The organism is Stenotrophomonas sp. Steno-C18, assembly GCF_056393195.1.
Map to the genome: position 1 here is coordinate 290,685 of NZ_JBWJOX010000002.1, position 25,688 is coordinate 316,372.

23 protein-coding genes are annotated in these 25,688 nt (G+C 67.5%); 10 read left to right on the plus strand and 13 right to left on the minus strand.

Annotation, left to right across the window (positions count from 1 at the left end):
* Positions 1-42 precede the first annotated feature (42 nt).
* Both AC06FE_RS05925 and AC06FE_RS05930 read left to right on the plus strand, forming a co-directional pair.
* Complete coding sequence (locus tag AC06FE_RS05925) at positions 43-1,131, plus strand: catalase family peroxidase (protein ID WP_478072500.1); 1,089 nt, start codon at positions 43-45, stop codon at positions 1,129-1,131.
* Positions 1,128-1,667, plus strand: coding sequence for a cytochrome b (locus AC06FE_RS05930; protein WP_478072501.1), 540 nt, complete (start codon positions 1,128-1,130; stop codon positions 1,665-1,667). The genes AC06FE_RS05925 and AC06FE_RS05930 overlap by 4 nt, the downstream gene beginning before the upstream one ends.
* Before the next feature lie 87 nt (positions 1,668-1,754).
* Here AC06FE_RS05930 and AC06FE_RS05935 read toward each other — a convergent pair whose 3' ends face one another.
* From AC06FE_RS05935 to AC06FE_RS05950, 4 genes are read right to left on the minus strand one after another with little or no spacing between them, the layout of a single operon-like run.
* On the minus strand, positions 1,755-2,357 hold the full coding sequence (locus AC06FE_RS05935) for a response regulator transcription factor (RefSeq protein ID WP_192286907.1): 603 nt from the start codon (positions 2,355-2,357) through the stop codon (positions 1,755-1,757).
* Positions 2,354-3,556, minus strand: coding sequence for a sensor histidine kinase (locus AC06FE_RS05940; protein ID WP_478072502.1), 1,203 nt, complete (start codon positions 3,554-3,556; stop codon positions 2,354-2,356). The genes AC06FE_RS05935 and AC06FE_RS05940 overlap by 4 nt, the downstream gene beginning before the upstream one ends.
* A 39-nt stretch (positions 3,557-3,595) precedes the next feature.
* On the minus strand, positions 3,596-4,381 hold the full coding sequence (locus tag AC06FE_RS05945) for an ABC transporter permease (protein ID WP_478072503.1): 786 nt from the start codon (positions 4,379-4,381) through the stop codon (positions 3,596-3,598).
* Positions 4,381-5,286, minus strand: a complete 906-nt coding sequence (locus AC06FE_RS05950; RefSeq protein ID WP_478072504.1) for an ABC transporter ATP-binding protein — start codon at positions 5,284-5,286, stop codon at positions 4,381-4,383. The genes AC06FE_RS05945 and AC06FE_RS05950 overlap by 1 nt, the downstream gene beginning before the upstream one ends.
* Before the next feature lie 206 nt (positions 5,287-5,492).
* Here AC06FE_RS05950 and AC06FE_RS05955 point away from each other — a divergent pair, with 206 nt between their 5' ends.
* The 6 genes from AC06FE_RS05955 to AC06FE_RS05980 all read left to right on the plus strand — a co-directional run bounded on the left by AC06FE_RS05955 (position 5,493) and on the right by AC06FE_RS05980 (position 15,344).
* Positions 5,493-6,743, plus strand: coding sequence for an efflux RND transporter periplasmic adaptor subunit (locus AC06FE_RS05955; protein ID WP_478072505.1), 1,251 nt, complete (start codon positions 5,493-5,495; stop codon positions 6,741-6,743).
* A gap of 1,061 nt (positions 6,744-7,804) precedes the next feature.
* Entirely contained in the window at positions 7,805-8,491 is a 687-nt protein-coding gene (locus tag AC06FE_RS05960) for an ABC transporter ATP-binding protein (protein WP_132862488.1), read from the plus strand.
* A gap of 11 nt (positions 8,492-8,502) precedes the next feature.
* Positions 8,503-9,663 carry an ABC transporter permease gene (locus AC06FE_RS05965; RefSeq protein WP_446540778.1) on the plus strand — a complete coding sequence of 387 codons (1,161 nt, stop codon included), beginning with the start codon at positions 8,503-8,505 and terminating at the stop codon, positions 9,661-9,663.
* Between the two features lie 10 nt (positions 9,664-9,673).
* Positions 9,674-10,981, plus strand: a complete 1,308-nt coding sequence (locus AC06FE_RS05970) for an ABC transporter permease (protein WP_192286912.1) — start codon at positions 9,674-9,676, stop codon at positions 10,979-10,981.
* Positions 10,982-11,226: 245 nt separating this feature from the next.
* Positions 11,227-14,082: a TonB-dependent receptor gene (locus AC06FE_RS05975; RefSeq protein ID WP_192286913.1), complete on the plus strand. Its 2,856-nt coding sequence runs from the start codon at positions 11,227-11,229 to the stop codon at positions 14,080-14,082.
* A 191-nt stretch (positions 14,083-14,273) separates the two neighbouring features.
* Positions 14,274-15,344, plus strand: a complete 1,071-nt coding sequence (locus AC06FE_RS05980; protein ID WP_192286914.1) for an alpha/beta fold hydrolase — start codon at positions 14,274-14,276, stop codon at positions 15,342-15,344.
* 207 nt (positions 15,345-15,551) lie between these two features.
* Here AC06FE_RS05980 and rarD read toward each other — a convergent pair whose 3' ends face one another.
* Both rarD and yedA read right to left on the minus strand, forming a co-directional pair.
* Positions 15,552-16,445, minus strand: coding sequence for an EamA family transporter RarD (gene rarD / locus AC06FE_RS05985; protein WP_192286915.1), 894 nt, complete (start codon positions 16,443-16,445; stop codon positions 15,552-15,554).
* Positions 16,442-17,341 (minus strand): drug/metabolite exporter YedA, encoded by a 900-nt coding sequence (gene yedA / locus AC06FE_RS05990; protein ID WP_132862482.1) that lies wholly within the window; start codon positions 17,339-17,341, stop codon positions 16,442-16,444. The genes rarD and yedA overlap by 4 nt, the downstream gene beginning before the upstream one ends.
* Before the next feature lie 207 nt (positions 17,342-17,548).
* Here yedA and AC06FE_RS05995 point away from each other — a divergent pair, with 207 nt between their 5' ends.
* Complete coding sequence (locus tag AC06FE_RS05995) at positions 17,549-18,880, plus strand: MFS transporter (protein ID WP_478072506.1); 1,332 nt, start codon at positions 17,549-17,551, stop codon at positions 18,878-18,880.
* Between the two features lie 256 nt (positions 18,881-19,136).
* On the opposite strand, the gene AC06FE_RS06000 is transcribed toward AC06FE_RS05995, so the two are convergent.
* From AC06FE_RS06000 to AC06FE_RS06015, 4 genes are all read right to left on the minus strand, one after another.
* On the minus strand, positions 19,137-20,789 hold the full coding sequence (locus tag AC06FE_RS06000) for a M28 family metallopeptidase (protein ID WP_478072668.1): 1,653 nt from the start codon (positions 20,787-20,789) through the stop codon (positions 19,137-19,139).
* Between the two features lie 372 nt (positions 20,790-21,161).
* Positions 21,162-22,094 carry an MBL fold metallo-hydrolase gene (locus tag AC06FE_RS06005; protein ID WP_478072507.1) on the minus strand — a complete coding sequence of 311 codons (933 nt, stop codon included), beginning with the start codon at positions 22,092-22,094 and terminating at the stop codon, positions 21,162-21,164.
* An 83-nt stretch (positions 22,095-22,177) separates the two neighbouring features.
* A complete protein-coding gene (locus tag AC06FE_RS06010) occupies positions 22,178-22,471 on the minus strand; it encodes a hypothetical protein (protein WP_132862479.1) in 294 nt (97 codons plus the stop codon).
* Positions 22,472-22,492: 21 nt separating this feature from the next.
* On the minus strand, positions 22,493-23,794 hold the full coding sequence (locus AC06FE_RS06015) for a tryptophan--tRNA ligase (RefSeq protein WP_192286919.1): 1,302 nt from the start codon (positions 23,792-23,794) through the stop codon (positions 22,493-22,495).
* Between the two features lie 121 nt (positions 23,795-23,915).
* On the opposite strand from AC06FE_RS06015, the gene AC06FE_RS06020 reads away from it, so the two are divergent.
* The gene (locus tag AC06FE_RS06020; RefSeq protein WP_192286920.1) at positions 23,916-24,740 is read left to right on the plus strand and encodes a hypothetical protein; all 825 of its coding nucleotides are present in this window, start codon (positions 23,916-23,918) and stop codon (positions 24,738-24,740) included.
* Between the two features lie 70 nt (positions 24,741-24,810).
* Here AC06FE_RS06020 and AC06FE_RS06025 read toward each other — a convergent pair whose 3' ends face one another.
* The 3 genes from AC06FE_RS06025 to AC06FE_RS06035 all read right to left on the minus strand — a co-directional run bounded on the left by AC06FE_RS06025 (position 24,811) and on the right by AC06FE_RS06035 (position 25,576).
* The gene (locus tag AC06FE_RS06025) at positions 24,811-25,032 is read right to left on the minus strand and encodes a CsbD family protein (RefSeq protein ID WP_132862476.1); all 222 of its coding nucleotides are present in this window, start codon (positions 25,030-25,032) and stop codon (positions 24,811-24,813) included.
* Positions 25,033-25,223: 191 nt separating this feature from the next.
* Positions 25,224-25,358: an entericidin A/B family lipoprotein gene (locus AC06FE_RS06030; RefSeq protein ID WP_132862475.1), complete on the minus strand. Its 135-nt coding sequence runs from the start codon at positions 25,356-25,358 to the stop codon at positions 25,224-25,226.
* A gap of 65 nt (positions 25,359-25,423) precedes the next feature.
* Positions 25,424-25,576 carry an entericidin A/B family lipoprotein gene (locus AC06FE_RS06035; RefSeq protein ID WP_132862474.1) on the minus strand — a complete coding sequence of 51 codons (153 nt, stop codon included), beginning with the start codon at positions 25,574-25,576 and terminating at the stop codon, positions 25,424-25,426.
* Positions 25,577-25,688 lie beyond the last annotated feature (112 nt).

Below are 25,688 nucleotides of genomic sequence, written 5' to 3' on the forward strand. Positions count from 1 at the left end.
GCGTCGCCCACCCACACGCATCGTGAAGGCAGGAACCCCGTCATGTCGCTTTTCGGCAATACCCGCGCCGCCCGTTCGCCGCTGCCATGGATCGCGCTGATCGCGTTGATCGCCGGCGTGCTGGCACTGGCTTTCGCCTGGCTGGCCGGCTGGATCGGCCGCGACCGCGCCACCGCCCAGGCCTTCACCGACAGCATCGAAGCCACCGGGCCGGCGCATCCCGGCTTCCGCCGTGCGCATGCCAAGGGCATGTGCGTGCAAGGCACCTTCCAGGGCACGCCGGAAGGCGCGGCACTGAGTTCGGCCCGCGTGTTCGCGCAACCGCAGGTGCCGGTGCTGGGCCGCCTGTCGATCGGTGGTGGCGATCCGCACGGTGCCGATGCCAACGCGCGCGTACGCAGCATGGCGCTGCAGCTCATCAGCGATGACGGGCAGGAATGGCGCACCGCGATGAACAGCTTCCCGTTCTTCGCCGTGCCCACGCCCGAGGCCTTCCTCGAACAGACCCGTGCCGGCATCCCCGATCCCGCCACCGGCAAACCGGACCCGGCGAAAATGGCCGCGATGCAGGCGAGGTATCCGTCGGCACGTGCGTTCGGGCAGTGGGCCAGGACCGCGCCGTGGTCCAACAGCTGGGCCAACACCGACTACAACGGGGTCAACAGCTTCCGCTTCATCGCCGCCGACGGCAGCGAGCACTTCGTGCGCTGGAGCATGCGCCCACAGGCACCGTTCGTGGAGATGACGCCGGAACAACGCGCGCAGGCCGGGCTGGATTACCTGGCCGACGAATTCCAGCAACGGCTGGCGCTGGGCCCGGTGCGCTGGGACATGTGGGTGACCCTGGCCGAGGCCGGCGACCCGGTCGATGATCCCTCGCAGGTGTGGCCCGGGCAGCGCCGCCAGGTCAAGGTCGGCACGCTCAGCCTGACCTCGATGCAGGCGCAGGCCGACGGCGCCTGCCGCGACCTCAACTACGACCCGTTGATCCTGCCGCGTGGCATCAAGGGTTCCGATGACCCGATCCTGGCCGCGCGCTCAGCGGTGTATTCGCAGTCATTCAACCGCCGCGAGCGCGAGATCGCCGGCGGCAAGGCAACCGACGCCACCGGCAAGGAAGGTGCACGATGAGCCGCGACGCAGGCCACTTCAACCTCACTGCCCGCGTTCTGCACTGGCTGATGGCGGCGATGATCCTGACCATGCTGTTCGTCGGCGTGAGCATGGTCGCCTCGCTGCACTGGCGCCCGGCGCTGATCGACCTGCACCGTCCGTTTGGCATCGCGATCCTGCTGCTGGCACTGGTGCGCCTGTACAACCGCCTGCGCCACCGGCCGCCACCGCTGCCGGCCGACCTGCCGGCGTGGCAGGCCGCCGCCGCACATGCTTCGCATTGGCTGTTGTACGGGTTGATGCTGGCGATGCCGTTGATCGGCTGGTCAATGCTGTCGGCGGGCGGTTACCCGGTCGTGATGTGGTCGGGCCTGAACCTGCCACCGATCGCCCCGCACGATCCGGCCCTGTACGCCGCGTTGCGCAACGCGCACAGCCTGCTGGCCTACGTGTTGTTCGCCACCGTGCTCGGGCATCTGTCGGCGGCGCTGTTCCACCTGTGGGTGCGCCGCGACGGCGTGTTCCAGGCGATGGCGCGCGGCAAGCCGCATTGAATCTCGTGGGAGCGGCCTTGGCCGCGAAGCCAGTGTCGTCGGATGACGCGGGCATTCCCGGCTTCGCGGCCGAGGCCGCTCCTGCGGTTATAGCCAGCCTTTCTGGCGGGCCAGGCGATGGGCCTCGATGCGGTTGGCCACGCCCAGCTTGCCGATGCATTCGGACAGGTAGTTGCGCACGGTGCCGTGTGACAGGCCGAGCTGCTCGGCGATCTCGTTGGCCGAACGGCCTTCGCCGGCCAACCGCAGCACCTGGCGTTCGCGGTCATTGAGCGGGTCCGCCTCGGACCACGCTTCCATCGCCAGCTGCGGATCGATCGCGCGGCCACCGCGCTGCACCTGCCGCAAGGCCTCGGCCAGCTTTTCGGCCGGCGAATCCTTCAGCAGGTAGCCCTGCACCCCGGCATCCAGCGCGCGCCGCAGGAAACCACTGCGCGCGAAGGTGGTGACGATCACCACTTTCACCGGCAGCTGGTGGCGCTGCACGCGCTGGGCCAGTTCCAGCCCGGTGAGGTTGGGCATCTCGATGTCGGTGACGAGCACGTCGGGGGCAAGCCGCTGCAGTTCGCGCCAGGCCACTTCGCCATCGGCGGCGGCACCGACCACTTCCAGGTCGGCTTCCAGGTTGAGCAGCGCGGACAACGCACCGCGCACCATCGCCTGGTCCTCGGCCAACAGGATGCGGATCATGCGCGCGCTCCATCGGGCAGGGGGTTGTCGTGCCGCATGGCAAGCGCCGCATGGTCGATGGAGGCCGTGGTCACGCCGTTGACGGGGATACGCACCTCCAGCCGCGTGCCGTGCGAGCGTGGCGAATCGATCGCCAGCGTGCCGCCCATGGCCTCCACCCGCTCGCGCATGCCGGCGAGCCCGTTGCCGTTGGCCGAGACGCCGCCGCGCCCGTCGTCCACCACTTCCAGCACCACCGCATTGCCCTCGCTGCGCACCGCGATCATGGCCTCGTTTGCCTGGGCATGGCGCGCGATGTTGGTGACCGCTTCGCGCAGGATCATCGCCAGCCCGGATTCGATCCATGCCGGCATCGCCGGCGGCGGGCTGTAACGCAGGTGTACCCGCGAGGATTCCAGCAGCAGGTGCGCCGATGCCAGCTCGGCGGCCAGGTCGGCGGCGCGGAAACCGGTCACCGCGCTGCGCACCTGCGCCAGCGCGTCGCGGGCGATCTGCTCGGCTTCGGCCAGCTCGATGCGCGAGCGCTCCGCATCACGGTCGAACAGCTTGCGCGACAGCTCCAGCTTCAGGGTGATCAGCGACAGGGTGTGCCCCAGCAGGTCGTGCAGGTCGCGGCCGATGCGCTCGCGTTCGGCGGTGGCCGCCAGGCGCCGTACTTCCTCGTGCGACAACCGCAGCGCCGCATCCTTCTCCTGGCCGGAACGCTCACCGCTGACGATCAGGCCGATGATGATCGACAACACCGGCACCCACGCGATCGCCTGCCATGGGTAGCCGATCCACGAGGTCTGCGCCACGAACACCGCGTTCAACGCCAACAGCTCGACCAGGTAGCGCGTGGTGGAGATGCAGCGGTTGATGCGCAACCCCACGCAACCGAACACGAAGTAGCTGATGGCCGAGGGATACACGCCCAGCAGCGAGATCCCCAGCACCACCATGCCGATGGCGAAGATCGCCACGTAACGGCGCGAGGACAACAGGGTCATCACGTACAGCAGCACGAACACCGGGTAGGACGCCAACGTGATCCCTGCCCAGCGCCACGTGTAGCCGCCGGCGAACAACGGCGTGATGAAAACCCACACCGTCCACAGCAGGTGGATCGCATCCAGCCATGGCCACCGGCCGATCTTGATGTTGTCGGCCACCACCGAATCCGGTGCCGGTCTGAGCCAGGCGGGCAGGGTGCGGGACATCAGCGGGTGACTCCGGTTGCAGTGCGGCCCATGATGCCATCAGCCATAACGGCGCAGGCGCCAGGCGGCCAGGGTGGCCACCACCACGGTGAACAGGCCCAGCCACGCCGCATGCGGCCATGCGCTGCCCGTATCGAAGCCGATGGCCGACTGGGCCAGCATGTTCAGGTGGTGGCTGGGCCAGACCGGGGCGAGGCTGCGCAGGACCGGCGGCAGCATCGACAACGGGAACCACAGCCCCGACAGCAACGCCATCGGCAGGTACAGCAGGTTGACCAGCGCCGGTGCGGCATCCCCCTTCACCCACGTGCCCATCAGCAGGCCCAGCGCGCAGAACGGCAACGCGCCGAGCACGCAGCTCAGCGTCAGGCGCAGCATCTGCACCGGCGCCAGTGACACGCCGGCGACCAGCACCGCCAGCACCTGCAGCAGCACCACGATCGCCAGCGCCATCAGCATGGCCATGGTCATCTTGCCGAGCAGATACGCCGCCGGCGGCATCGGCAGCGCACGCTTGAGCGTGAGCAGCCCATTGCCGCGCTCCAGCGCCAGCGACACCCCGAAGCCGAACAGCCCCGGCGCCATCACCCCGAAGGTGGCATAGGTGCCGAGCAGGAAGCGCGGCCCATCGGCACCCTGGCCCAGGCCCAGCACCACGGCGAACATCAGGTAGAAGGTGGCCGGGAACAGCATCGTCGGCAGCACGAAGCCGGGGCTGCGCAGGTAGCGCAGGCATTCGGCCCGTGCCTCCTGCAGGTAGGCGCCGAGCACGCGGCGGCCGGACATGCGGGCGCCGGCCAGGAACGCGGAGGAAGTGGTGTTCATCAGGCGGCCTGCGGTTGGGGATCGGTGAGATCGCGGAAGGCTTCTTCCAGGCCGGCTGGCTTGACCTCCAGCGCGGACAGGTCCGGGTCGGCGGCCAGCAGCCGTCGCACCACCGCCTCCACCCGGTCGCAGGCCAGGTGCAGGCGCTCCCCGTCACGCTGCGCCTGGCGCACGCCCGGCCAGCGACCGACCTGGGCGACGTCCAGCCGTGACTGGCACCGCACCGCGCGGACCAGCACGCGGGCGCGCAGCGCATCCACGCTGCCATCGCTGACCACCCGGCCGCGCAGCATCACGCAGATGCGGTCGGCCAGCCGCTCGGCCTCTTCCAGGTAGTGCGTGGTGAGCACCACGGCGGTGCCCTCGCCCACCAGCGTGCGCACCGTGTCCCACAGCTGCTGGCGCGCCGGCACGTCCAGGCCGACGGTGGGTTCGTCCAGGAACAGCAGGCGCGGCCGGCCGCAGATGGCCAACGCGAACTGCACCCGCCGTTGCTGGCCGCCGGAGAGCTTGCCGTAAGGACGGCGCAACAGGTCTTCGATGCCGGCCAACGCGGCACTGTCGGCCAGTGGCCGTGGTGCCGGGTAGTAGCTGGCTGACAGCCGCAGCAGTTCCTGCACGGTGAGCGTTTCCGGCAGCGCCGCGTCCTGCAGCATCACGCCGATGCGGCGACGCGCCGACAGCTGCTGCGGGTGCTCCCCGAACAGGGTGACCTGGCCGGCATCGGCCCGCAGCAGGCCCAGCAACAGGCCGATGGTGGTGGTCTTGCCGGCGCCATTGGGCCCGAGCAGGGCCAGCACCTGCCTGGCATGCAGGTCCAGGTCCACGCCCTCCAACGCCGCCAACGTGCCGTAGCGCTTGTACACGCCACGCAGACTGGCCAGTACCTCGTTGCCCTGCGTCATCGCGATCCGCTCCTGGTGGGAATGGCGCCACGTTAGGCGCGGCATCGGCCTGGCAGCAGTCACGCCGGTCAGGCAAAGCGGGTGACACCCGTCACCTGCGCGGCCCCCGGCGCCTGTCTAGAATCGACCACATGCCACGACGCACCGGTCGTGGTGGTTTGGGGTACCTTCGGTCACATTTCCCGCCACGCGCCGTCCTTTCCTACATGAATGCCTCCGCTGAACTGCTGAAAGAACTCCGCATCGACCGCTCGGCCGCCCCGCCGCCGCGCGGCCCTTCCCCGTCCCGCCGCTGGCTGTGGGTAGTGATCGGGCTGGTCCTGGTGCTGCTGGCGGCACTGGCCGTGGGCATGCTCGCCCGCGGCAAGCCGGCCGCGACGGTGGAGACCGCGCCGGTGGTGGCGATGAGCCAGGGCGGCGGCAGCAATGCCGTGCTGGATGCCAGCGGCTACGTCGTGGCCCGACGCATGGCCACCGTCTCGGCCAAGATCACCGGCAAGGTGCGCGAGGTGATGATCGAGGAAGGCATGCGGGTGGAGGAAGGCCAGGTGATGGCCACCCTGGACCCGATCGACGCCAACGCCCAGCGCAGCCTCAACGCCGCGCAGCTGGACGCGGCGCGCAGCCAGATCGGCGGCCTGCAGGCGCAGCTGCGCCAGGCCGATGCCGAGGCCACGCGCCTGCAGGCGCTGGTCAGCCAACAGCTGGTGTCGCGCTCGCAGTACGACCAGGCCGTCGCCGCCCGCGACAGCCTGCGCGCGCAGCTGCTGACCGCCCAGCACAACGCCAAGGTGGCGGTGGATGCATTGGCCATCGCCGACCTGGGCGTGGACAACAACATCGTGCGTGCGCCATTCACCGGTGTGGTCACCGCCAAGGCCGCGCAGCCGGGCGAGATCGTCTCGCCGCTGTCGGCCGGTGGCGGCTTCACCCGCACCGGCATCGGCACCATCGTCGACATGGATTCGCTGGAGGTGGAAGTCGAGGTGGGCGAGGCCTTCATCGGCCGCGTGCAGCCGAAGATGCCGGTGGAGACGGTGCTCAACGCCTATCAGGACTGGAAGATCCCCGGCGAGGTCATCGCCATCATCCCGACCGCCGACCGTGGCAAGGCAACGGTGAAGGTGCGCGTGGCGCTGGGCGTGAAGGACCCGCGCATCGTGCCGGAGATGGGCGTGCGGGTGAGTTTCCTGGAGAAGGCGGTGCCGGCCGATGCGCAGGCCCCGAAGGGCGTCCGCGTGCCGGCCACGGCCATCACGCAGCGCGACGGCAAGCCGGTGGCATTCGTGTTGCAGGCCGACGACAAGGTGCAGCAGCAGGTGCTGCAGGTCGGCGAAGCCCTGAACAAGGACAAGCAGGTGTTGGCCGGCCTGAGTGCCGGCCAGACGGTGGTGGTGAACCCGCCGGACACCCTGAAGGATGGCGACAAGGTGGCATTGGACGGCGCGCAGAAGTAAGCAGGCGACGCGACGCTGATGTCATGTAGCACATGGCAGTAACCAAGCGCGGTAAAGCCAGCTGCTGTTGACCGCGTAGTTGCTTCGGTTGCTGCAGTTGTTGTTGCAGGTGCTTCTTCCCCTCCCCTGCGCGAAGCGTAGGGGAGGGCCAGGGAGGGGTGCCGTTGCTTTGGCTTTGGCTTTGGCTTTGGCTTTGGCTTTGGCTTTGGCTTCGGCTTCGGCTTTGGCTTTGGCTTTGGCTGTTGCTGTTGCTGTTGCTGTTGCCCTACCCGGGCCCCTTCCGCAGCGACGGAGCTGACGGAGAGGACCCCGCAGGGGCGGCGTGCATGGATGCACGTCGTTTTTCGACGGGACAGGGATGTCCCGTCGAAAAATCCCGGCAGCGCAGTGGACCTGTAGCGCGCAGCGCGGAAGGCGCGTAGGCAGGGTGTGTTTTCTTTGCGCCAGGTTTCTTTGCACAAGCAAAGAAAGGTGGCTCGCGCCCCTTTAGGGGCACGAAAGCTGTTGCTGTTGCTTGTGCTCCTAGAGCAACAGCAAGGTCAAGAGCTTTCACTCCCCTTCGGGGAGCGAGTTACTTTTCTTTGCTTGTGCAAAGAAAAGCTAACCAAAAGAAAGCACACCCTGCCTCCGCGCCCACGCCGCTACGCGACGCGGGTCCACTCCGCCGGCAGGATTTTTCGACGGGACATCCCTGTCCCGTCGAAAAACGACGCACATCCCTGTGCGTCGCCCCATTCGGGGTCTTGTCTGCCAGCTCCGTCGCTGCGGAAGGGAACCCGGCACGGCAACAGCAACAGCAACAACCAAAGCCAAAGCAACGGCACCCCTCCCTGGCCCTCCCCTTGCCTTTGGCAAAGGGAGGGGAAGAAGCAACAGCAACGGCACTCGCAACTACAACTGCAACAGCTGCCCTCACCCCTGCCCCTCTCCCGCAGGACGGGAGAGGGGATGCCAATCACCACCGCTGACCCAACCCACTCCACTGCTGCCTACATCCGCTCCACTGCTGCCCACATCCACTTCACTGCTGCCGACGCCCACTCCATCGCTGAGGACCACCCATGAGCACCCTCGTCTCCCTGCGCAACATCACCAAGACCTACCAGCGTGGACCGGAAAAGGTACAGGTCCTGCACGGCATCGACCTGGACATCGAACGCGGGGACTTCGTCGCCCTGATGGGACCGTCCGGCTCCGGCAAGACCACCCTGCTCAACCTCATCGGCGGCCTGGACACCCCCAGCGGCGGCGAGATCAACATCGAAGACCAGCGCATCGACCAGCTCAGCGCCGGACAACTGTCCACCTGGCGCAGCCACCACGTCGGCTTCGTGTTCCAGTTCTACAACCTCATGCCCATGCTCACCGCGCAGAAGAACGTGGAACTGCCGCTGCTGTTGACCAACCTCAGCGCTGCCGACCGCAAGCGTCGCGCGCAGATCGCGCTCACCCTGGTCGGCCTGGCCGAACGCCGCGACCACCGCCCCAACGAACTGTCCGGCGGCCAGCAGCAGCGCGTGGCCATCGCCCGCGCCATCGTCTCCGACCCCACCTTCCTGATCTGCGACGAGCCCACCGGTGACCTCGACCGCCAGAGCGCGGAGGAAGTGCTGGGCCTGCTGCAGCTGCTCAACCGCGAACACGGCAAGACCATCATCATGGTCACCCACGACCCCAAGGCCGCCGAGTACGCCACCCACACCGTGCATCTGGACAAGGGCGAGCTGGTCGACGCCCCCGTGCACTGAGGAGCGCGACCATGAAGTATTTTTCACTGGTATGGGCGCAGCTGTTCCGCAGCCGCACACGCACGTTGTTCACGCTGCTCTCCATCGTTACGGCCTTTCTGCTGTTCGGCATGCTGGATTCGGTGCGCGTGGCCTTCAACAGCGGCGGCAGCAGCGTGGCCGGCGCCAATCGCCTGATTGTCTCCTCGCGTTTGTCGATCACCCAGTCCCTTCCCATCCGCCTGGAATCACAGATCCGTCAGGTGGAAGGCGTGCGCGACATCACCTACGGCATGTGGTTCGGCGGCATCTATCAGGATCCGAAGAACTTCTTCGCCAACTTCTCGGTGGCGCCGAACTATTTCGACGTCTATAGCGAATTCGAGATCCCCAAGGCACAGCTGGAAGCCTTCCGCACTACCCGCACCGGCGCCATCGTCGGTGAAACGCTGGCCAAGGAGTTCGGCTGGAAGATCGGCGACACGATCCCGTTGCAGGCCACCATCTTCCCGCGTGGCGGCAGCAATGACTGGCCGCTGCAGATGGTGGGGACGTTCCGCTCCAAGGACCGTGCCGTAGCCAACAACGAGGAACGCCAGTTGATGATGAACTGGAAGTACTTCGACGAATCCAACGACTACATCAAGAACCAGGTCAGCTGGTACACGGTGACGCTGGACAACCCGGATCATGCTTCACGGGTCGCGCAGGCCATTGATGCGATCTCGGCCAACTCCGACCACGAAACCAAGAGCCAGTCCGAATCGGCGTTCCAGCAGGCTTTCGTCAAGCAGTTCGCCGACATCGGCATGATCGTCACCTCGATCATGGGCGCGGTGTTCTTCACCCTGCTGCTGCTCACCGGCAACACGATGGCGCAGGCGGTGCGCGAGCGCATCCCGGAACTGGCGGTGCTGAAGACGCTGGGCTTCAAGGACGGCACGGTGCTGATGCTGGTCATGGTGGAAGCGGTGCTGCTGGTCGGTCTTGGTGGCGTCATCGGGCTGGGCCTGGCCGCGCTGGTATTGCCAGGCATGGCCACACAGGCACGCGGAATGCTGCCGCCGCAGGTTCCACTGCAGACCTGGGCGATGGGGGCGGTCCTGATCGTGGTGATCGGGCTGGTGGTGGGCGTGTTGCCGGCACTGCGTGCCAAGCGCCTGAAGATCGTCGACGCATTGGCCGGGCGCTGAGGAGAACGACATGAAGAACTTTCTTTCCAATGCGCTGGTGATCGTGCTGCTGGCCGCCGGCCTGGGCATCTGGATCGCCCTGCCTTGGGTGGGCGTGGCGGTGCTGGTGGTGGTCATCGCCCTGTGGCTGGTGCTGACCCGCAGCGGCCGCCTGGCGCTGGCGGCGACCCGGATCGGGTTGGCCAGCCTGCCGCAGCGCTGGGGGGCGTCGTCGGTGATCGTGATCGGCATCGCCGGCGTGGTCGGCGTGCTGGTGGCGATGCTCGCCATGGGCCAGGGCTTCCAGGCAACGCTGGAGAGCACGGGCGATGACAGCACCGCCATCGTGCTGCGTGGCGGCTCGCAGGCCGAGACCAACTCGGTCATCACCCGCGAGCAGGTGCCGCTGCTGGAAACCCTGCCCGGCGTGGCGCGCGGTGACAACGGCCGTCCGCTGGTGTCGCCGGAGCTTTCGCAGGTGGTCAACCTGACCTCGCGCAGCGACGGCACCGACGTCAACGCGCAGTTCCGTGGCGTCGGCGAGCAGGCCTGGGCGGTGCACGACAAGGTGCACATCGTCGAGGGCCGTGCGTTCGGCACCGGCCTGCGCGAGATCGTCGCCGGCCGCGGGGCGCAGAAGCAGTTCCAGGGACTGGAGGTGGGCAAGACGCTCACGCTCGGCAACCAGGCATGGACGGTGGTGGGCATCTTCGAGTCCGGCGACTCGCACGAGTCCGAGTTGTGGACCGACGCGCAGACGCTAGCCAGTACCTACGACCGCAGTGCGTGGCAGTCGATCAGCATACGGACCGACGGCAAGCAGGGCTTCGAGGCGTTCAAGGCCGCGGTGGCCGCAGACCCGCGACTGAAACTGGATGTGGAAACCACCGCCGAGTACTACCGCAAGCAGGGCGGCGGCCTGAACAAGCTGCTCAAGGTGCTGGGCACGGTGATCGGCGCGATCATGGCGGTGGGCGCGGTGTTTGGCGCGCTCAACACCATGTACGCGGCGGTGGCCACGCGCGCACGGGAGATCGCCACGCTGCGTGCGATCGGTTTCCGCGGCGTACCGGTGGTGACCGCGGTGATGCTGGAAACCATGCTGCTGGCCCTGCTCGGCGGCCTGCTCGGCGGGGTGATCGCCTGGCTGGCCTTCAACAACTTCACCGTGTCCACGCTGGGCAGCAACTTCAGCCAGGTGGTGTTCCAGTTCAAGGTCTCCCCGCCACTGTTGTGGAGCGGCCTGAAGTGGGCGCTGGGCATTGGCCTGGTGGGTGGCCTGTTCCCGGCGCTGCGTGCGGCACGCCTGCCGATCACCACCGCGCTGCGCGAGACCTGAGCCGCGCCGGCACGACAACCCGTCTGCCCGATGAACGCCCACCCGCCACCACGGCAGGTGGGCATGGCGGAAACCCGCCCTTCACGCATCCATCCATTTGGTTCATCATGCGCGCCCGCCGGGTACCCGGCGGGCGGCGTAGCTGTGATGGCAGATGCTGCGTCCCTCCCCCAACGGTGATGCATCTGTCACAGCGCCCAGCCGGGCGCTTTTTTCGTAGTAGGTATAAAGGAAAACCGAAAGAGATGTCTTTGAAGTCGAACCCGCTGCGCACCGCGATCGCCCTGGCGATCGCCGGCAGCTGCACCGCTCCTGCATTCGCGCAGGATGCCAACCAGTCCACCACCACGCTGGACCGCATCGAGATCACCGGTTCGCGCATCCGCCAGGCGAACGTGGAGACGGCCCAGCCGGTCATCGCGCTGACCCGCGCGGAAATCGAGAAGAAGGGCTACGTCAACGTCGCCGACATCCTGCAGGACGTCACCGCCGCCGGCGCACCGTCGCTGAGCCGTGCCTCGGCGTTGTCCTCCGGCCGCGACTATGGCGGCATGTTCGTCAGCCTGCGCAACCTTGGCCCGGAACGCACCCTGGTGCTGATCGACGGCCGCCGCATGGGCGTGAGCGCCGGCGGTTACTCCGACGTCGGCTCGATCCCCTCGGCCATCGTCGAGCGCATTGAAGTGCTAACCGACGGCGCCTCGGCGTTGTACGGCTCCGATGCCATCGCCGGCGTGATCAACGTCATCACCCGCAAGAACTTCGACGGCGGCAACGCCAGCGCCTACGTCGGCCAGTACGGCGAAGGCGATGGCCAGAAGCGCTCCTACAGCGCCAACTTCGGCAAGACCTTCGAGCGCGGCTGGTTCAGCGTCGGCGCCGAGAAGTCCAAGGAAGACCCGGTGCTGGGCGGCGCGCGCGCGTTCACCGCCTACCCGAACGGCCCCTACCACCCCGCTGATGGCCTGAACGGCACCACCGCATGGGGCTCGGTGACGGTAGGCAAGGATGTCCTGAGTGTCGGCCCCGGCGGTGATCCGTCCAAGGTGGAGAATTTCAAGCCGCGTGACCCGGCCACCTATGCCAACACCAAGACCAACATGACCCTGCTCTCCTCGCTGGAGCGCAAGTCCGCCTTCGCCAACGCCGGCTTCCAGATCACCGACGACCTGCGCGTGGTCGCCGACGTGCTGTACAGCGAGCGTGAATCGATCAAGCAGTTGGCCGGCTACCCGTACTCGGTGTCGGCCGCGCAGGCCGCCAATGGCTCGCGCGCCGCGCTTTCGGCCGACAGTGCGTTCAACCACTGGGGCAAGGACGTGCTGTTCTCGCACCGCACCGAGGAGTTCCCGCGCGCGACCAACAACAGCCTGACCACCAAGCGCGCCAGCCTGGGCCTGGAAGGCAGCTTCGAGACCGGTTCGCATCTCTGGGACTGGAACGTCAGCTACATGTACAACCGCAATGAGGGCGAGCGTCGCACCCTGCAGAGCATGTACCAGCCGAACGTGAACCTGGCCGTCGGCCCGTCCTTCATCGACGGCAACGGCGTGGCCCGCTGCGGCAGCGTGGGCAACGTGATCGAAGGCTGCGTGCCGTGGAATCCGCTGGCGCCGATGGGCAGCAACAGCCCCGGCTCGCTCAGCGGCGACCCCGCCGTGCGTGACTACCTGTTCAAGAGCTTCGTCGACGATATCCGCAGCACCACCAAGGTGGTCAGCGCCAACATCTCCGGTTCGCTGTTCACCCTGCCGGCCGGCGACATCATGGCCGCGATGGGCGTGGAGCACCGCACCGAGGAAGCCAGCTACACGCCGGACCTGATGGTGCAGAAGGGCGAGATCGCCGGTACCAGCGGCCTGCCCACGCGCGGTGACTACAAGCTGGACGAGGTCTACCTGGAGCTGCAGGTGCCGCTGCTGGCCGACCTGCCGATGGTGCGCGAGCTGTCGCTGGACCTGGCGGGCCGCTACTCGGACTACGACAACTTCGGCGGCACCACCAACGGCAAGTTCGGCCTGAAGTGGAAGCCGGTCGACACGTTGCTGGTCCGCGCCACCTACGGCACCGGTTTCCGTGCACCGACCGTGGACGACCTGTACGGCGGCACCGTCACCACCCGCGACAGGATCACCGATCCGTGTGACCGCTCCTTCGGCGCCGCCGCACGCAACAGTGAAGTGGCCGCACGCTGCACCGCCGCCGGCATGGGTGCCGACTTCCGCCAGAAGACCGGCGACGGCGAACTGGCCACGACCTCCGGCGTGCAGGCGGTGACTGACTTCACCTCCGGCTCCAATGCCGCACTGAAGCCGGAAACCGCCAAGACCTGGACCGTCGGCCTGGTGTACAGCCCGGACTTCGTCACCGGCCTGGACCTGAGCCTGGACTGGTGGAAGATCCGCATCGACAACGTCATCGTCGGCGAGTCGGCCACGGACATCCTCAACCAGTGCTACGTGCAGGGCATCGCCTCGGCCTGCGACCGCTTCACCCGCTATGCCTCCGGCACCAACAAGGGCCAGGTCAGCGGCATGAACCGTTCGTTGAACAACGCCGGTTACCAGGAAACGGCCGGCTATGACCTGGGTGTCCGCTACCGCCTGCCGGAAATGGCGTTCGGCCAGCTGTCGCTGCGCTGGAACACCACCTACGTGGACTACCTCTCGCGCAAGAGCGACAACGTGGACACCACCCCGGTGGAACAGTTCACCGGCTGGGAAGGCAACTTCCGGGTGCGCTCCAACCTGACCCTGGACTGGCAGAACGGCAACTTCGGCGCGAGCTGGACCACCCGTTACACCTCCAGCATGAAGGAGAAGTGCTCCTACGACCTGGAAGGCGGCCCGGAGTGCAACCTGCCGGACTTCCAGTCGCCGTACACGGACATGCAGCCGAGCCGCAAGCTGGGCTCCAACACCTTCCATGACCTGCAGGTGCGCTATGCCCTGCCGTGGGACGGCACCGTGTCGCTGGGCGTCAACAACGTGTTCAAGCACGAGGGCCCGATCATGTACAGCCAGCCGAACAGCAGCTTCACCTACTACGGTGGCTTCGACATCGGTCGTTTCATGTACATGAAGTACCAGCAGCGCTTCTGATCCAGCAAGGCTGATCCAACGCCCCTCTCCCGTGCCACGGGAGAGGGGTTGGGATGAGGGCCGCCGCAGCCGGTACGCCCCTGCCGCAACCCCAACACCACACAACGGTCATCAGACTGTCATCGCGGTGCGGTAGCTGCGCCGCTGCAATGCCGCTACGGTATGCAGCCTCCCACTTCCGGAATCCCGCCATGCTCCGCTCGCTGGCGCTGGCCGGCGTCTGCGTGATGCTGGCCGGCTTTGCTTTCTCCCACCCTGTCCCCTCGTTGTCGCTGAGTGAACGCCTGGCCGCGCCGGGCGGCACCTCGCCGCTGGTCCCCACCGAACGCATCGATGCGCTGCTCGCGCGCCTACCCCACCACCAGGGCCGCGTCAGCGGTGCCGATGGCGTGGCATTGCATTGGGTGTCGTTCGACCCGGGCGACTACCGGATGGACTACCGCTACCTCGGCAAGGGTGAACGCTTCCCCGAGTTCTCGCTGCAGGCTTCGGCACCGACCACGCATGGCCAACCCGCGCGCGGCACGGTGATCCTGCTGCATGGCTGGATGATGGACGGTGGCTCGCTGCTGCCATGGGCACTGGAGCTGGCCCAGCAGGGCTACCGCACCGTGGCGCTGGACCTGCGCAACCATGGCCGCTCCGGGCACGCACCGTCCGGCTACGGCACCCGCGAGGCCGACGATGTCGTGGCCGCGCTGAAGGCGCTGAAGGCCGAAGGCCAGATCGAAGGCCCGGTACACCTGCTCGGCGTGTCCTACGGCGCGGCCACGGCGATCTTCGCCGCGCGCGAGCTGGGCCCGCAGCTGCGCAGCGTGGTGGCCATGGAATCCTTCGACAATGCCGGCCAGGCGATCCGCACGATGGTGCCGCACATGCTGTCCAAGCCTGCCGAGCGCTGGAGTGATTATGTCGCCCTGCCGCTGGCGCGCTGGCAGTACGGTGGCAAGGGCCTGGACCAGGCCATCGCCGCGGCCGACCGCAAGCTGGGCCTGGACCTGGACCGCGTCGATGTCGGCCAGGCGCTGGCGCAGGTGCCGGCCTGCGTGCTGCTGGTGCATGGCCGCCAGGACGAGCACATCCCGGTCGCGCAGGGCCGCGCCCTGGCGGCTGCCGCACCGCGCGCGCACTACCTGGAAGTGGAAGGCGAGGACCACCTGACCCTGCCGATGCGGCTGGACCGGCTGTCCGGCGTGGTCAACGACTGGTTTGCCGACGCCGGCGAACACGGCCACTGTCCAACGCCCCAGCCGCTGGGTTGACCACCGGCAGGAGCGGCGTTCGCCGCGAAGCCGACAGCGCATCCGCAACGACACACTTCCCCCGTCCCCAACCCTCCCTGCTGCGCAAGGGAGGGGGTATTCATGCGCGCTGGTGCTGAAGGGAGACAGCCTGCAATCGCCGCGATATCTGCAGCAATTGGCGTATCGGCTTCGCGGCTTATGCCGCTCCCACCGCCTTTCTCGCCATTACCCGCGCCCCCTGCGCGCAGCCCGCCAACCGGCCAGCGCGAACACCACCAGCCCGGCCCAGATAAAGGCGAAACCCACCAGCTTGGCCATGCCGAACGGCTCGCGGAACACCAGCACGCCGCACAGGAACTGCAGCGTCGGGCCGATGTACTGCAACAGGCCGACCACGCTCAACGGGATGCGCCGCACGCCGTAGGTGAAGGCGATCAACGGCACCGCGCTGACCGCACCGGAGGCGACCAGCAGCACCAGCGTGCCCCAGCCCCAGGTCCCGGTGAAGCCACCGCCATGCCCGGCCTCGGCCCACAGCACCCAGGCCAATGCCGGCACGAACAGGAACAGGCTTTCCATGCCGATGCCCGACACCGGCTCCACCGCGGTCAGCTTGCGCAGCAGGCCGTACAACGCGAACGAGATCGACAGCCCGATCGCGATCCACGGCACCCGCCCGCCCTGCCAGGTCAGCCAGGCCACGCCCAGCGCGGCCAGGCCCACCGCCAGCCACTGCAGCCGGCCCAACCGCTCGCCCAGCACCACCACGCCCAGCAGCACGCTCAGCAGCGGGTTGATGAAATACCCCAGGCTGGTCTCGACCACGTGCCCGGCATTGACCGCCCAGATGTACAGGCTCCAGTTGAAGCCGATCACCACGCTGGCCAGCCCCAGCAGCCAGAAGGTGCGCGGCACCGCCCAGATCTTCTTCAGCCAGCCCAGGCGCTCGCGCGCGAACAACAGGCTGCACAGCAGCACCGCGCTCCACACGATGCGGTGGGCGATGATCTGGTCCGACGGCACCTGCTTGAGCAGGTGCCAGTACAACGGGAACAAGCCCCAGATGACGAAGGCGAACGTGGTGGCCCACAGGCCATTGCGGTAGTCGGACGAGCTCATGCGCGACGGATCCGGGCAAGGGTGATGACCACGACGCCGGCCAGGATGACCGCCATCGCACCCACATCGGAGGCACTGAAACGCTCCTGCGCGATCCAGATGCCCAGCGCCACCGCGATCACCGGGTTCACGTAGGCGTAGCTGCTGGCCAGCACCGGCCGCACGTTGTGCAGCAACCACACGTATGCGGTGAACGCGACGATGGAGCCGAACACGGTCAGGTAGCCCACCGACAGCACGCCCTTCACGCTCGGCCAGCCGTTGAAGTGCTCGCCGCGCAGCAGGCCGGCGCAGACCAGGATCACTCCGCCGCACAGCATCTGCCCGGCGGCGGTCATGAACGGCGATGGCAGGTCGCGCCCGCGCGACCAGATCGAGCCGAACGCCCAGCCCAGCGGCGCGATCAGCAGCAGCACCAGGCCGGTCGGCGTGGCGGTCAGGCTGCTGCCGGCATTGAGCCACACCACGCCGGCAAAGCCGATCGCGATGCCCAGCCACTCCCCGCGCGTCACCGTGTCGCCACGGAAGGCCGAGAACAGCGCCATCCACAACGGCACCGAGGCCACCGCCACCGCAGCCAGCCCGGACGACACGTCGCGCTCGGCCAGCACCACCATGCCGTTGCCGAGGAACAGCAGGCATCCGCCCATCACCGCCAGCGTCTTCCATTGCGCACCGGTGGGCGCGGCCACGCCGCGCCAGCGCAGGAACGCGTACAGCAGGCTGCCCGCCAGCACGAAGCGCGTGCCGGCGATCACCGACAGCGGCGGCAACCCGCTTTCCAGCGCCAGGTGGATGCCCAGGTAGGTGGAGCCCCAGACCACGTAGACCAGGAACAATGCCAAGACGACAAGGCCGCTCCGCGGAGCAGCCGACGTGGTTTCAGGTGAAGACATGGGGCAGATACCACCATCAGGGGAACACGGATTCTAGGGCACCGGGCCGCGCGTTATCAGCACGGAAAACGGCATGCTGTTTTCGCCCAGCCCCCCTACCAAGTCATTACATCGCCCAGCGGCGGCTTGCGGTACGGTGGGCGGCGCCCCTCCGTCCGGCACCGGCAACGGAGCGGCCCCGGCCAGCACGCGAGGACATCACCCGACATGAGCACTTCCACCGTCACCCCGGCGCGTTCCGACCATGCCGCACTGCGCCGCTCGATCTCCAACACGCTCAAGGGCTCGGCCGGCAACCTGGTCGAGTGGTACGACGTCTACGTCTACTCGGTGTTCGCGGTCTACTTTGAATCACAGTTCTTCTCGGCCGCTGACAAGAACTCCACGATCTACGTGTGGGCGATCTTCGCCGCCACCTTCCTGATGCGCCCGATCGGCGCATGGTACTTCGGCCGCTTCGCCGACCGCTATGGACGGCGCCTGGCACTGACCGTCTCGGTGTCGGTGATGGCCGGCTGCTCGTTCCTGATCGCCATCACGCCGACTGCGTCACAGATCGGCGGCGCCGCAGCGCTGGTCCTGCTGCTCGCGCGCCTGCTGCAGGGCTTCGCCACCGGCGGTGAATACGGCACCAGCGCCACCTACATGTCCGAAGCCGCCCTGCCCGGCCGGCGTGGCTTCCTGTCCTCGTTCCACTACGTGACCCTGGTTGGCGGCCACGTGCTGGCCCAGCTCACCCTGCTGCTGATGCTCACCTTCTGGGACAAGCCGGAAATCTCGGCCTGGGGCTGGCGGGTGGCATTCGGCATCGGTGGCATCGCCGCACTGGTGGTGTTCTGGCTGCGCCGGAGCATGGATGAATCACTGACCGCCGATTCCATCGAAGCCGCCAGGGAGGGCCGCGCCAAGGCCTCCGGCTCGATGTACGAGCTGTTCGTGCACCAATGGCGTCCGCTGCTGCTGTGCTTCCTGATCACTGCCGGCGGCACCGTGGCGTTCTACACCTACTCGGTGAACGGGCCGAAGATGATCCAGAGCGCGTTCGCCGGCGATGACGTGATGACCGGCACGCTGATCAACCTGGGCGTGCTTGCCTTCCTGATGGTGCTGCAACCGCTCGGTGGCTGGCTGTCGGACCGCATCGGTCGCAAGAGCCTGCTGGTGTTCTTCGGCGTCGGCGGCGTGCTCTACACTTGGTACATGGTCACCCAGCTGCCGCAGCAGCACGATGCGCTGGCGGCCTTCATGACCCTGGCCATCGCCTTCGTCATCCTCACCGGCTACACCTCGATCAACGCGGTGGTGAAGGCCGAACTGTTCCCCACCCACGTGCGTGCGCTGGGCGTGGGCTTTGGCTACGCGCTGGCCAACTCGCTGTTCGGTGGCACCGCGCCGCTGTTGTACCAGGCCGCGTTGAAGACAGGCCATGTCGATACCTTCGCGATCTACGTCACCGCGGTGATCGCCGTCTCGCTGGTGGTGTACGTGTTCTTCCTGAAGAACAAGGGACCCAATTGGCTGGATGGCACGCGCGGATGAAGTGAGGAGTGAAGAGGAGTGCGCTCCCCTGCACGTCCCCAGCCCCCCCTCCCCAGCCCTCACCTCTGCTTCGCGGAAGGGAGGCGGCGAAAAGCAGGCTTCGCCGTCATCTCACCGACCACGCACAACCGCCCACTCCCTTGCGCAGCAGGGGAGGGCTGGGGAGGGGTAGCTCTGGCCCTGGCCCTCAGGGAGAAGTGAGAAACCCGTCGGGTCACGTCATTCCCACACGCGGGAATGACGTGCGAATCCTGCCTCAGCGCCGCGCCGCGTCGCTCGCTTCGCGTGCCGCCTCGAACTCGGCGCCCTTCTCCCACGTCGGCCACTGGCGGCTGTTGGCCAGTTCCAGGCCCAGGTCGTAGACCAGCAGGGTGTCGGCGGCCAGGCCACGCCCATCCCACTGCGGTGACCAGGCATCGCAGGCCTGGTGGTAGCACTTGGCGAAGTAGGCATCCCGCAGCGCGCGGCCAGCGGCCACGCCGCCGTCGAGCTTGTCCAGCCCGGCACCCACGGTGATCGCCGGCACACCCTTGCGGGCGAAGGCGAAATGGTCGGCGCGGTAGAAGAAGCCGGCTTCCAGGTTCGGGTCCGGCGACCAGCGCCGGCCGCGGGCCTTGGCCACGCGGTCGATGTCCTGTTCCAGCGAGACGCGGCCCTTGCCCCAGGTGGTGATGTCGGCGTTCTCGCCGTCCGGGCTGAACATCTCGATGTTCAGCACCGCCACCGTGGTTTCCAGCGGCGCCAGCGGATGGGCCGCGTAGTAGCTCGCCCCCAGCAGGCCCTTCTCCTCGGCGGTCAGCGCCACGAAGTACAGGCTGCGCTGCGGGCGCGGGCCGGCGGCGAACACGCGGCCCAGTTCCAGCACCGCGGCCACGCCGGTGGCGTTGTCGATGGCGCCGTGGCGCACGGTCTGGCCATTCGCATCGGGCTGGCCGATGCCGAACGCATCCCAGTGCGCGGAGAAGATCACCGACTCTTCCGGGTGGCTGGCGCCTTCCAGCTTGGCCACCACGTTGCGGCTGACCACGCGCTCGCGCTTGACCCAGAAGCTGGCCGACAGGCGCGCGTCACCCAACGCGACCGGTTGGAAGTCGGCGCGCATCGCCTTGCGCTTCTCCGCTTCGAAGTCCAGCCCGGCGGCGCTGAAGATGCGCTCGGCCAATGCACGCTGCATCCAGCCACGCACCGGCGTGTGCGCCGCCAATGCGTCGTCCTGGCTGCGCTCGATGTCGAACAGCGGCGAGGTACCCGATGCCTTCACCGTCGCCCATGGATAGGCCGCCGGCGCGGTCTCGTGGACGATCAGCACGCCTTCGGCACCGCGGCGTGCGGCTTCCTCGAACTTGTAGGTCCAGCGGCCGTAGTAGGTCACCGCCTTGCCATCGAACGCACCGGGCTGCTCAGCCTCGAAGTCGGCGTCATTGATCAGCACCACCGCGATCTTGCCGCTCAGGTCCAGGTCCTTGTAGTCGTCCCAATGCCGCTCCGGTGCGGAGATGCCGTAGCCGACGAACACCAGCGGCACGTCCTGCTGCTCGACCACGCCGAACGGGCTGAGGCTCTGCAGGGTGATGTCCTCGCCGTTGACCAGCGGCAGCGTCTTGCCGCCCAGCGTCAGGCTGGCCGCCACCTCGCCATCGACGGTCGCCCGCACCAGCGGCACTTCCTGCACCCAGCTGCCGTTGGCGCCGCCGGGCTGCAGGCCGGCCTTGGTGAACTGCTCGACCAGGTAGTCGACCGTGCGCTGCTCACCGTTGCTGGCCGGCGCGCGTCCTTCGAACGCATCGGAGGCCAGCACGCGGACGTGCTGTGACAGCGTCTCCGGATTGATGCCTCCGCCGGGCAGGTCGTTGGCTGCATTGGCGATGCCGCCAACGAACAGGCAGGACGAGAGCAGCAGGATGCGCATCGGGTTCACGGCAATTACCAGCAACAGGCAGAGCGGGTGATTTTACGTAGGAAGCCGACCAATGAGTAGGAGCGGCCTTGGCCGCGAAGCTGACAGCGCATCGGGCATCAAAGGATCACCGTTCGTCCTTTCACGTCGGGCTCACCACGAACAGCCCCCCTCCCCAGCCCTCCCCTTTGCTTCGCAAAAGGGAGGGGGCAGTTCATGCCGCTCGGTCAGATCACCGTGTACGCCGCTTTTCGCCCCCTCCCTTTGGCCGCAGGCCAAGGGGAGGGTTGGGGAGGGGTCGCGGTTCGCAGCACAAGCCAGTCCTCCGAACTCCATCCCACATCACCGTGCCGCGAGATCCCCGCACGCCCCACACCCAACACCTCAGCGCTTGTCCCGGTCCAACCAGCACTCCAGCCCCTGCGCATTGAGCTCGATATCCATGCCCAACACGCGCCGCACTTCGTTCTCGTCCAGCGAACTGCCCAGATGCCGCAACCGCGCCACATACAGGCCGGCCAGCGCCTCCACCAGCACCGTGTGGCGCTGGGGCAGGCCATCGCAGCGACGGGCGATCACCACCATCGCGTCGATCTGCTCATGCAATTCCGCCGCCAGTCGCGCGGTATCAACCACCCGCCCGTAATGGGTCAGGTACATCGCCTCCGGGCGGCGTTCCATCAGGCGTTCGATCGAGGCATGCATCGCCTCGGGCTCGAACTGCACCGGCGAGGACGTCGGCACGATGAACGCGCCGGCAGCGCTGTCCAGCTCCCGGTAGGACAGCCCGAAGGTATCGCCGGTGAACCAGCTGCGGCTGGCCTCATCCCAGATGCAGTTGTGGTGGCGTGCATGCCCGGGCGTGTCGATGCATTCCAGCGCGCGGCCGGCCAGCGACACCCTGTGCCCGTCCTCGGCCACCACCACGCGCTCGGCGGGCACCGGCAGGATCTGCCCGTAGCTGCGCGCGATCTCGGCTTGGCCATACACCGCGGTGGCACCGGCGATCAGCCGCGCCGGATCGATCATGTGTTGCGCGCCGCGTGGGTGCACCACCAGCCGCGCATTGGGCAGCTGCTGCATGAGCGCACCCGCGCCACCGGCATGGTCCAGGTGCACATGGGTCAGGATCAGCCAATCGATGTCGGCCGGCTGCAACCCGGCCTGCGCCACGCTGGCCAGCAGGTTCGGCAACGAATGGCTGGTGCCGCAGTCGACGAAGGCGCCTCGGCCGTCCTGCACGATGAGGTACGCCGCATCGAAATGATCGCGCTGGAACGCGGTGTCGATGGTATGGACGCCATGTTCGACGGACATCTGCACAACTCCCACGGGAACCGGTTTCGATCCTGACAGCCACCGCCAGGCGGCTCAACCCGGACCTTGGTCGCAGGCGTGGCTCAGCGTCGCAGCACGCGCGGGCGCAACAGCAGCGCCAACACCATCACCGCCAGGAAGCCGCCGTAGGCGTACAGCACCGCCATGATCTGTTTCCACAGCCCGTCGGCCACCTCGGCCGCGCCCACCCGGTAACCCCAGTGCATGAAGCCGGCGCTGACCAGCAGCGCCAGCACCAGCATGCCGGCGTCGAACAGGGTGCGGGTGCGGTGGCGCGGCTGGCGCGGGAACCACCAGTACAACGCCCCCATCACGCAGAACCAGGGGAGGAACAACAACAACGACAACCAGGCCATCGACGCATTCCTCCCGTGGGTTCAGTCCTTGGCAGCGGCCTCGCGCAGTGCCTGCAGCGCGTCCAGCACCGGTGCCATCTCGGCCTCCAGCCTGAACAACTCGCTCTGCAGCGCATCGCCCTGCTCGGCCTGCTTGATCACCGCGATCAGCTGGCCGGCATCGCGCGGCGAATCAAAGCCCTCGCTCTGGATCAGCAGCTGGCCTTCGCCGTCGAGCAGCTTGAAATAGAAGCGGCCGTCCTTCTCGCGGTACTGCTTGAACAGTGGCAGCGCGGCCTTGGCGACCACCGCGGCCTTGGGCGCATCGCCGGCAGTGGACAGGTCGCGCAGGCCCACCGCATGGCGCAGCTCCTTCAGCAGCGGGATGGCGAACTGCTCGCGCAGCTGCTGGCCGCGCTGGCGCAGGATCGCCTCGATCTTCTCCGGCTCGGCCATCAGCGCGTTGTAGCGCTCGCGCAGCGGCGACAGCTCGCCGTCGATGCGCTCGAACAACTGCTGCTTGGCATCGCCCCAGCTGATACCGGCGGCAAAGGCCTGCGCGAAGGCCGCGGTCTGCTCCGGCGTGGCGAAGGCCTGGTACATCTGGAACAACGCCGAGCCCTCGGTGTCCTTCGGCTCGCCCGGTGCACGCGAGTCGGTGACGATGGAGAACACCAGCTTCTTCAGCTCCTCGCGCGGGGCGAACAGCGGGATGGTGTTGTGGTAGCTCTTGCTCATCTTGCGACCATCCAGGCCGGCCAGCGTGGCCACCTGCTCGTCGATGATCACTTCCGGCAGGGCGAAGTACTCCTTGCCATAGACATGGTTGAAGCGCTGCGCGAAGTCGCGCGCCATCTCGATGTGCTGGATCTGGTCACGCCCCACCGGCACGCGGTTGGCGTTGAAGATCAGGATGTCGGCGGCCATCAGCACCGGGTACATGAACAACCCGGCGGTCACGCCCGCGTCGTCGTCCAGTTGCTCCTCGCGGTTCTTGTCCACCGCGGCCTTGTAGGCATGGGCACGGTTGAGGATGCCCTTGCTCGCCACCACGGTCAGGAACCACATCAGCTCGGTGGTTTCCGGGATGTCGCTCTGCCGGTAGAACCACACCTTGTCCGGGTCCAGGCCACAGGCCAGCCAGCTGGCGGCGATCTCCAGGGTCGAACGCTGGGTACGCTCGGGCTCCTGCGACTTGATCAGGCTGTGCAGGTCGGCCAGGAAGAAGAAGCTCTCGATGTCCGAGGCGCGGCTGGCGGCGATGGCCGGGCGGATGGCACCGACGTAGTTGCCCAGGTGGGGGGTACCGGAGGGGGTGATGCCGGTAAGGACGCGGGTAGTCATGAACACAAATCTGACGGACGGATTAACCGGCCCAGTGTAACGCCCCGGCCGGCTCCCTGCCCCCAACCCCACCGGCCGCGGCGGGACGTTCAAGGCCGCGTACCCCGCCAAGGAGCCCGCCATGTACCGTTTCTGCGCCAGCCTGCTGTCCGTCCTCGCCCTGAGTGGCTTCAGCTACGGCCCCGTGCCGCCCCCGGCCGACGGCCCGGTGGCGGTGTCCATCATCGACCGTGATGGCGAGGGTGACCTGGACCAATACCCGCACCGCGGCCAGCGCTGGGTGGCCGGCAGCCCGGGCCACCGCTACAGCGTGCAGTTGCGCAACCGCACCGGCGAGCGCGTGCTGGTGGTGCTGTCGGTGGATGGCGTCAACGCGATCAGCGGCCAGACCGCCTCGCCCGACCAGTCCGGCTACGTGCTGGAGCCGTGGCAGAGCAGCGAGATCACCGGCTGGCGCAAGTCCAATGCCGAGGTGGCACAGTTCGTGTTCACCGACCACGGCGACAGCTACGCCAGCCGCACCGGCCGCCCGGCCAACGTCGGCGTGGTCGGCATCGCCGTGTTCGAGGAAGCCCGCGCCCGGGTCTACGACGACTACCGGCCGATGCCGGCACCGCGCCCGATGCCGCGCGGCATGGCCTCGGAGGCCAGCGCCGACAAGGCCGCTGCCGCGGAAGCATCGGCGGCGATGCCGTCCGCGCGCAGCCCCAGCGCCAATCGCCAGCAGCTGGGTACCGGCCATGGCGCGCGCGAGTGGTCGCAGTCCTCGTTGACCCACTTCGAACGCGCCAGCCGCACGCCGGTGCAGGTCAGCCAGATCCGCTATGACGCGCGTTCCCGCCTGGTCGCGATGGGCGTGCTGCCGCGCTACCGCGGCGGCAACGCCGCCGCCCCGCAGGCCTTCCCGGGCGGCTTCGTGCCCGACCCGCCGGCCCGTGGCCGCTGAGTGACGGGCACGCCGGCAATGGAAAGGGCCGCTGGACGCGGCCCCTTCCCCGGCAAGATACCCACGCGACTCAGTGGTAGTCCGGGTAGTCCTTGTGCAGGGCCTTCTGGAAGTCACGCACCTCGGTTTCGGCGCGGTCCTTGGCCCAGCCGTAGCGCTCCTGCAGGCGCCCGGCCAGGTATTCGGCGTTGCCTTCGGCGATGGTCAGGTCATCGTCGGTCAGGTCGCCCCACTTGGCCTGCGCCTTGCCCTTGAGCTGGCTCCACTTGCCGGAAATGATGTCTTTGTTCATCGGGCTGTCTCCGTTGGGGGAAAACGCGCTCAATCCGCGCAGGACCAGAGTGCCGCCGGTGGTGTTGCCATCGGGTCCATGAAACGTTGGACGGCGATGATGTTGTTGAACACGTCTTCAGCTCGCTGCCCGCCGACAATGAAAAAAGGCCGGCATATGCCGGCCTTTTTCATTCATGCGGTGCGAGGCGATCAACGCTTCGCCGCATCCTCCACCTTCTCGCCCGCCTTCTGCACGTCCTTGCCGGCACCGGCAACGGTGTTGCAGCCGGACAGGACGGCGACCGAGAACAGCGACAGCAACATCAGGGCAACCAAACGCTTCATGTTTCATCTCCTGGGTGGGATCAGTGGTCAAACCATCGCGGTGCGGGCGGCGCACCGCACTGTGATCAGCACTTGCCGTCGCTGCAGTCCTTCGCCTTGTCCTCGACCTTCTCGCCAGCCTTCTGCATGTCCTTGCCGGCACCGGCAACGGTATTGCAGCCGCTGAGCATGCCGACCGAAAACATTCCCAACAGGGCCAACATCAGCACTCGCTTCATTCGATGACTCCTTCATTCGACTGCGGCTGCCGGTATCGAACACCGGTCGTCCCGCGTGTGAAGGAGAATCTGGCCGTTGCGCCGTGCAGTGGGCGTGAACATCACCGGCTCA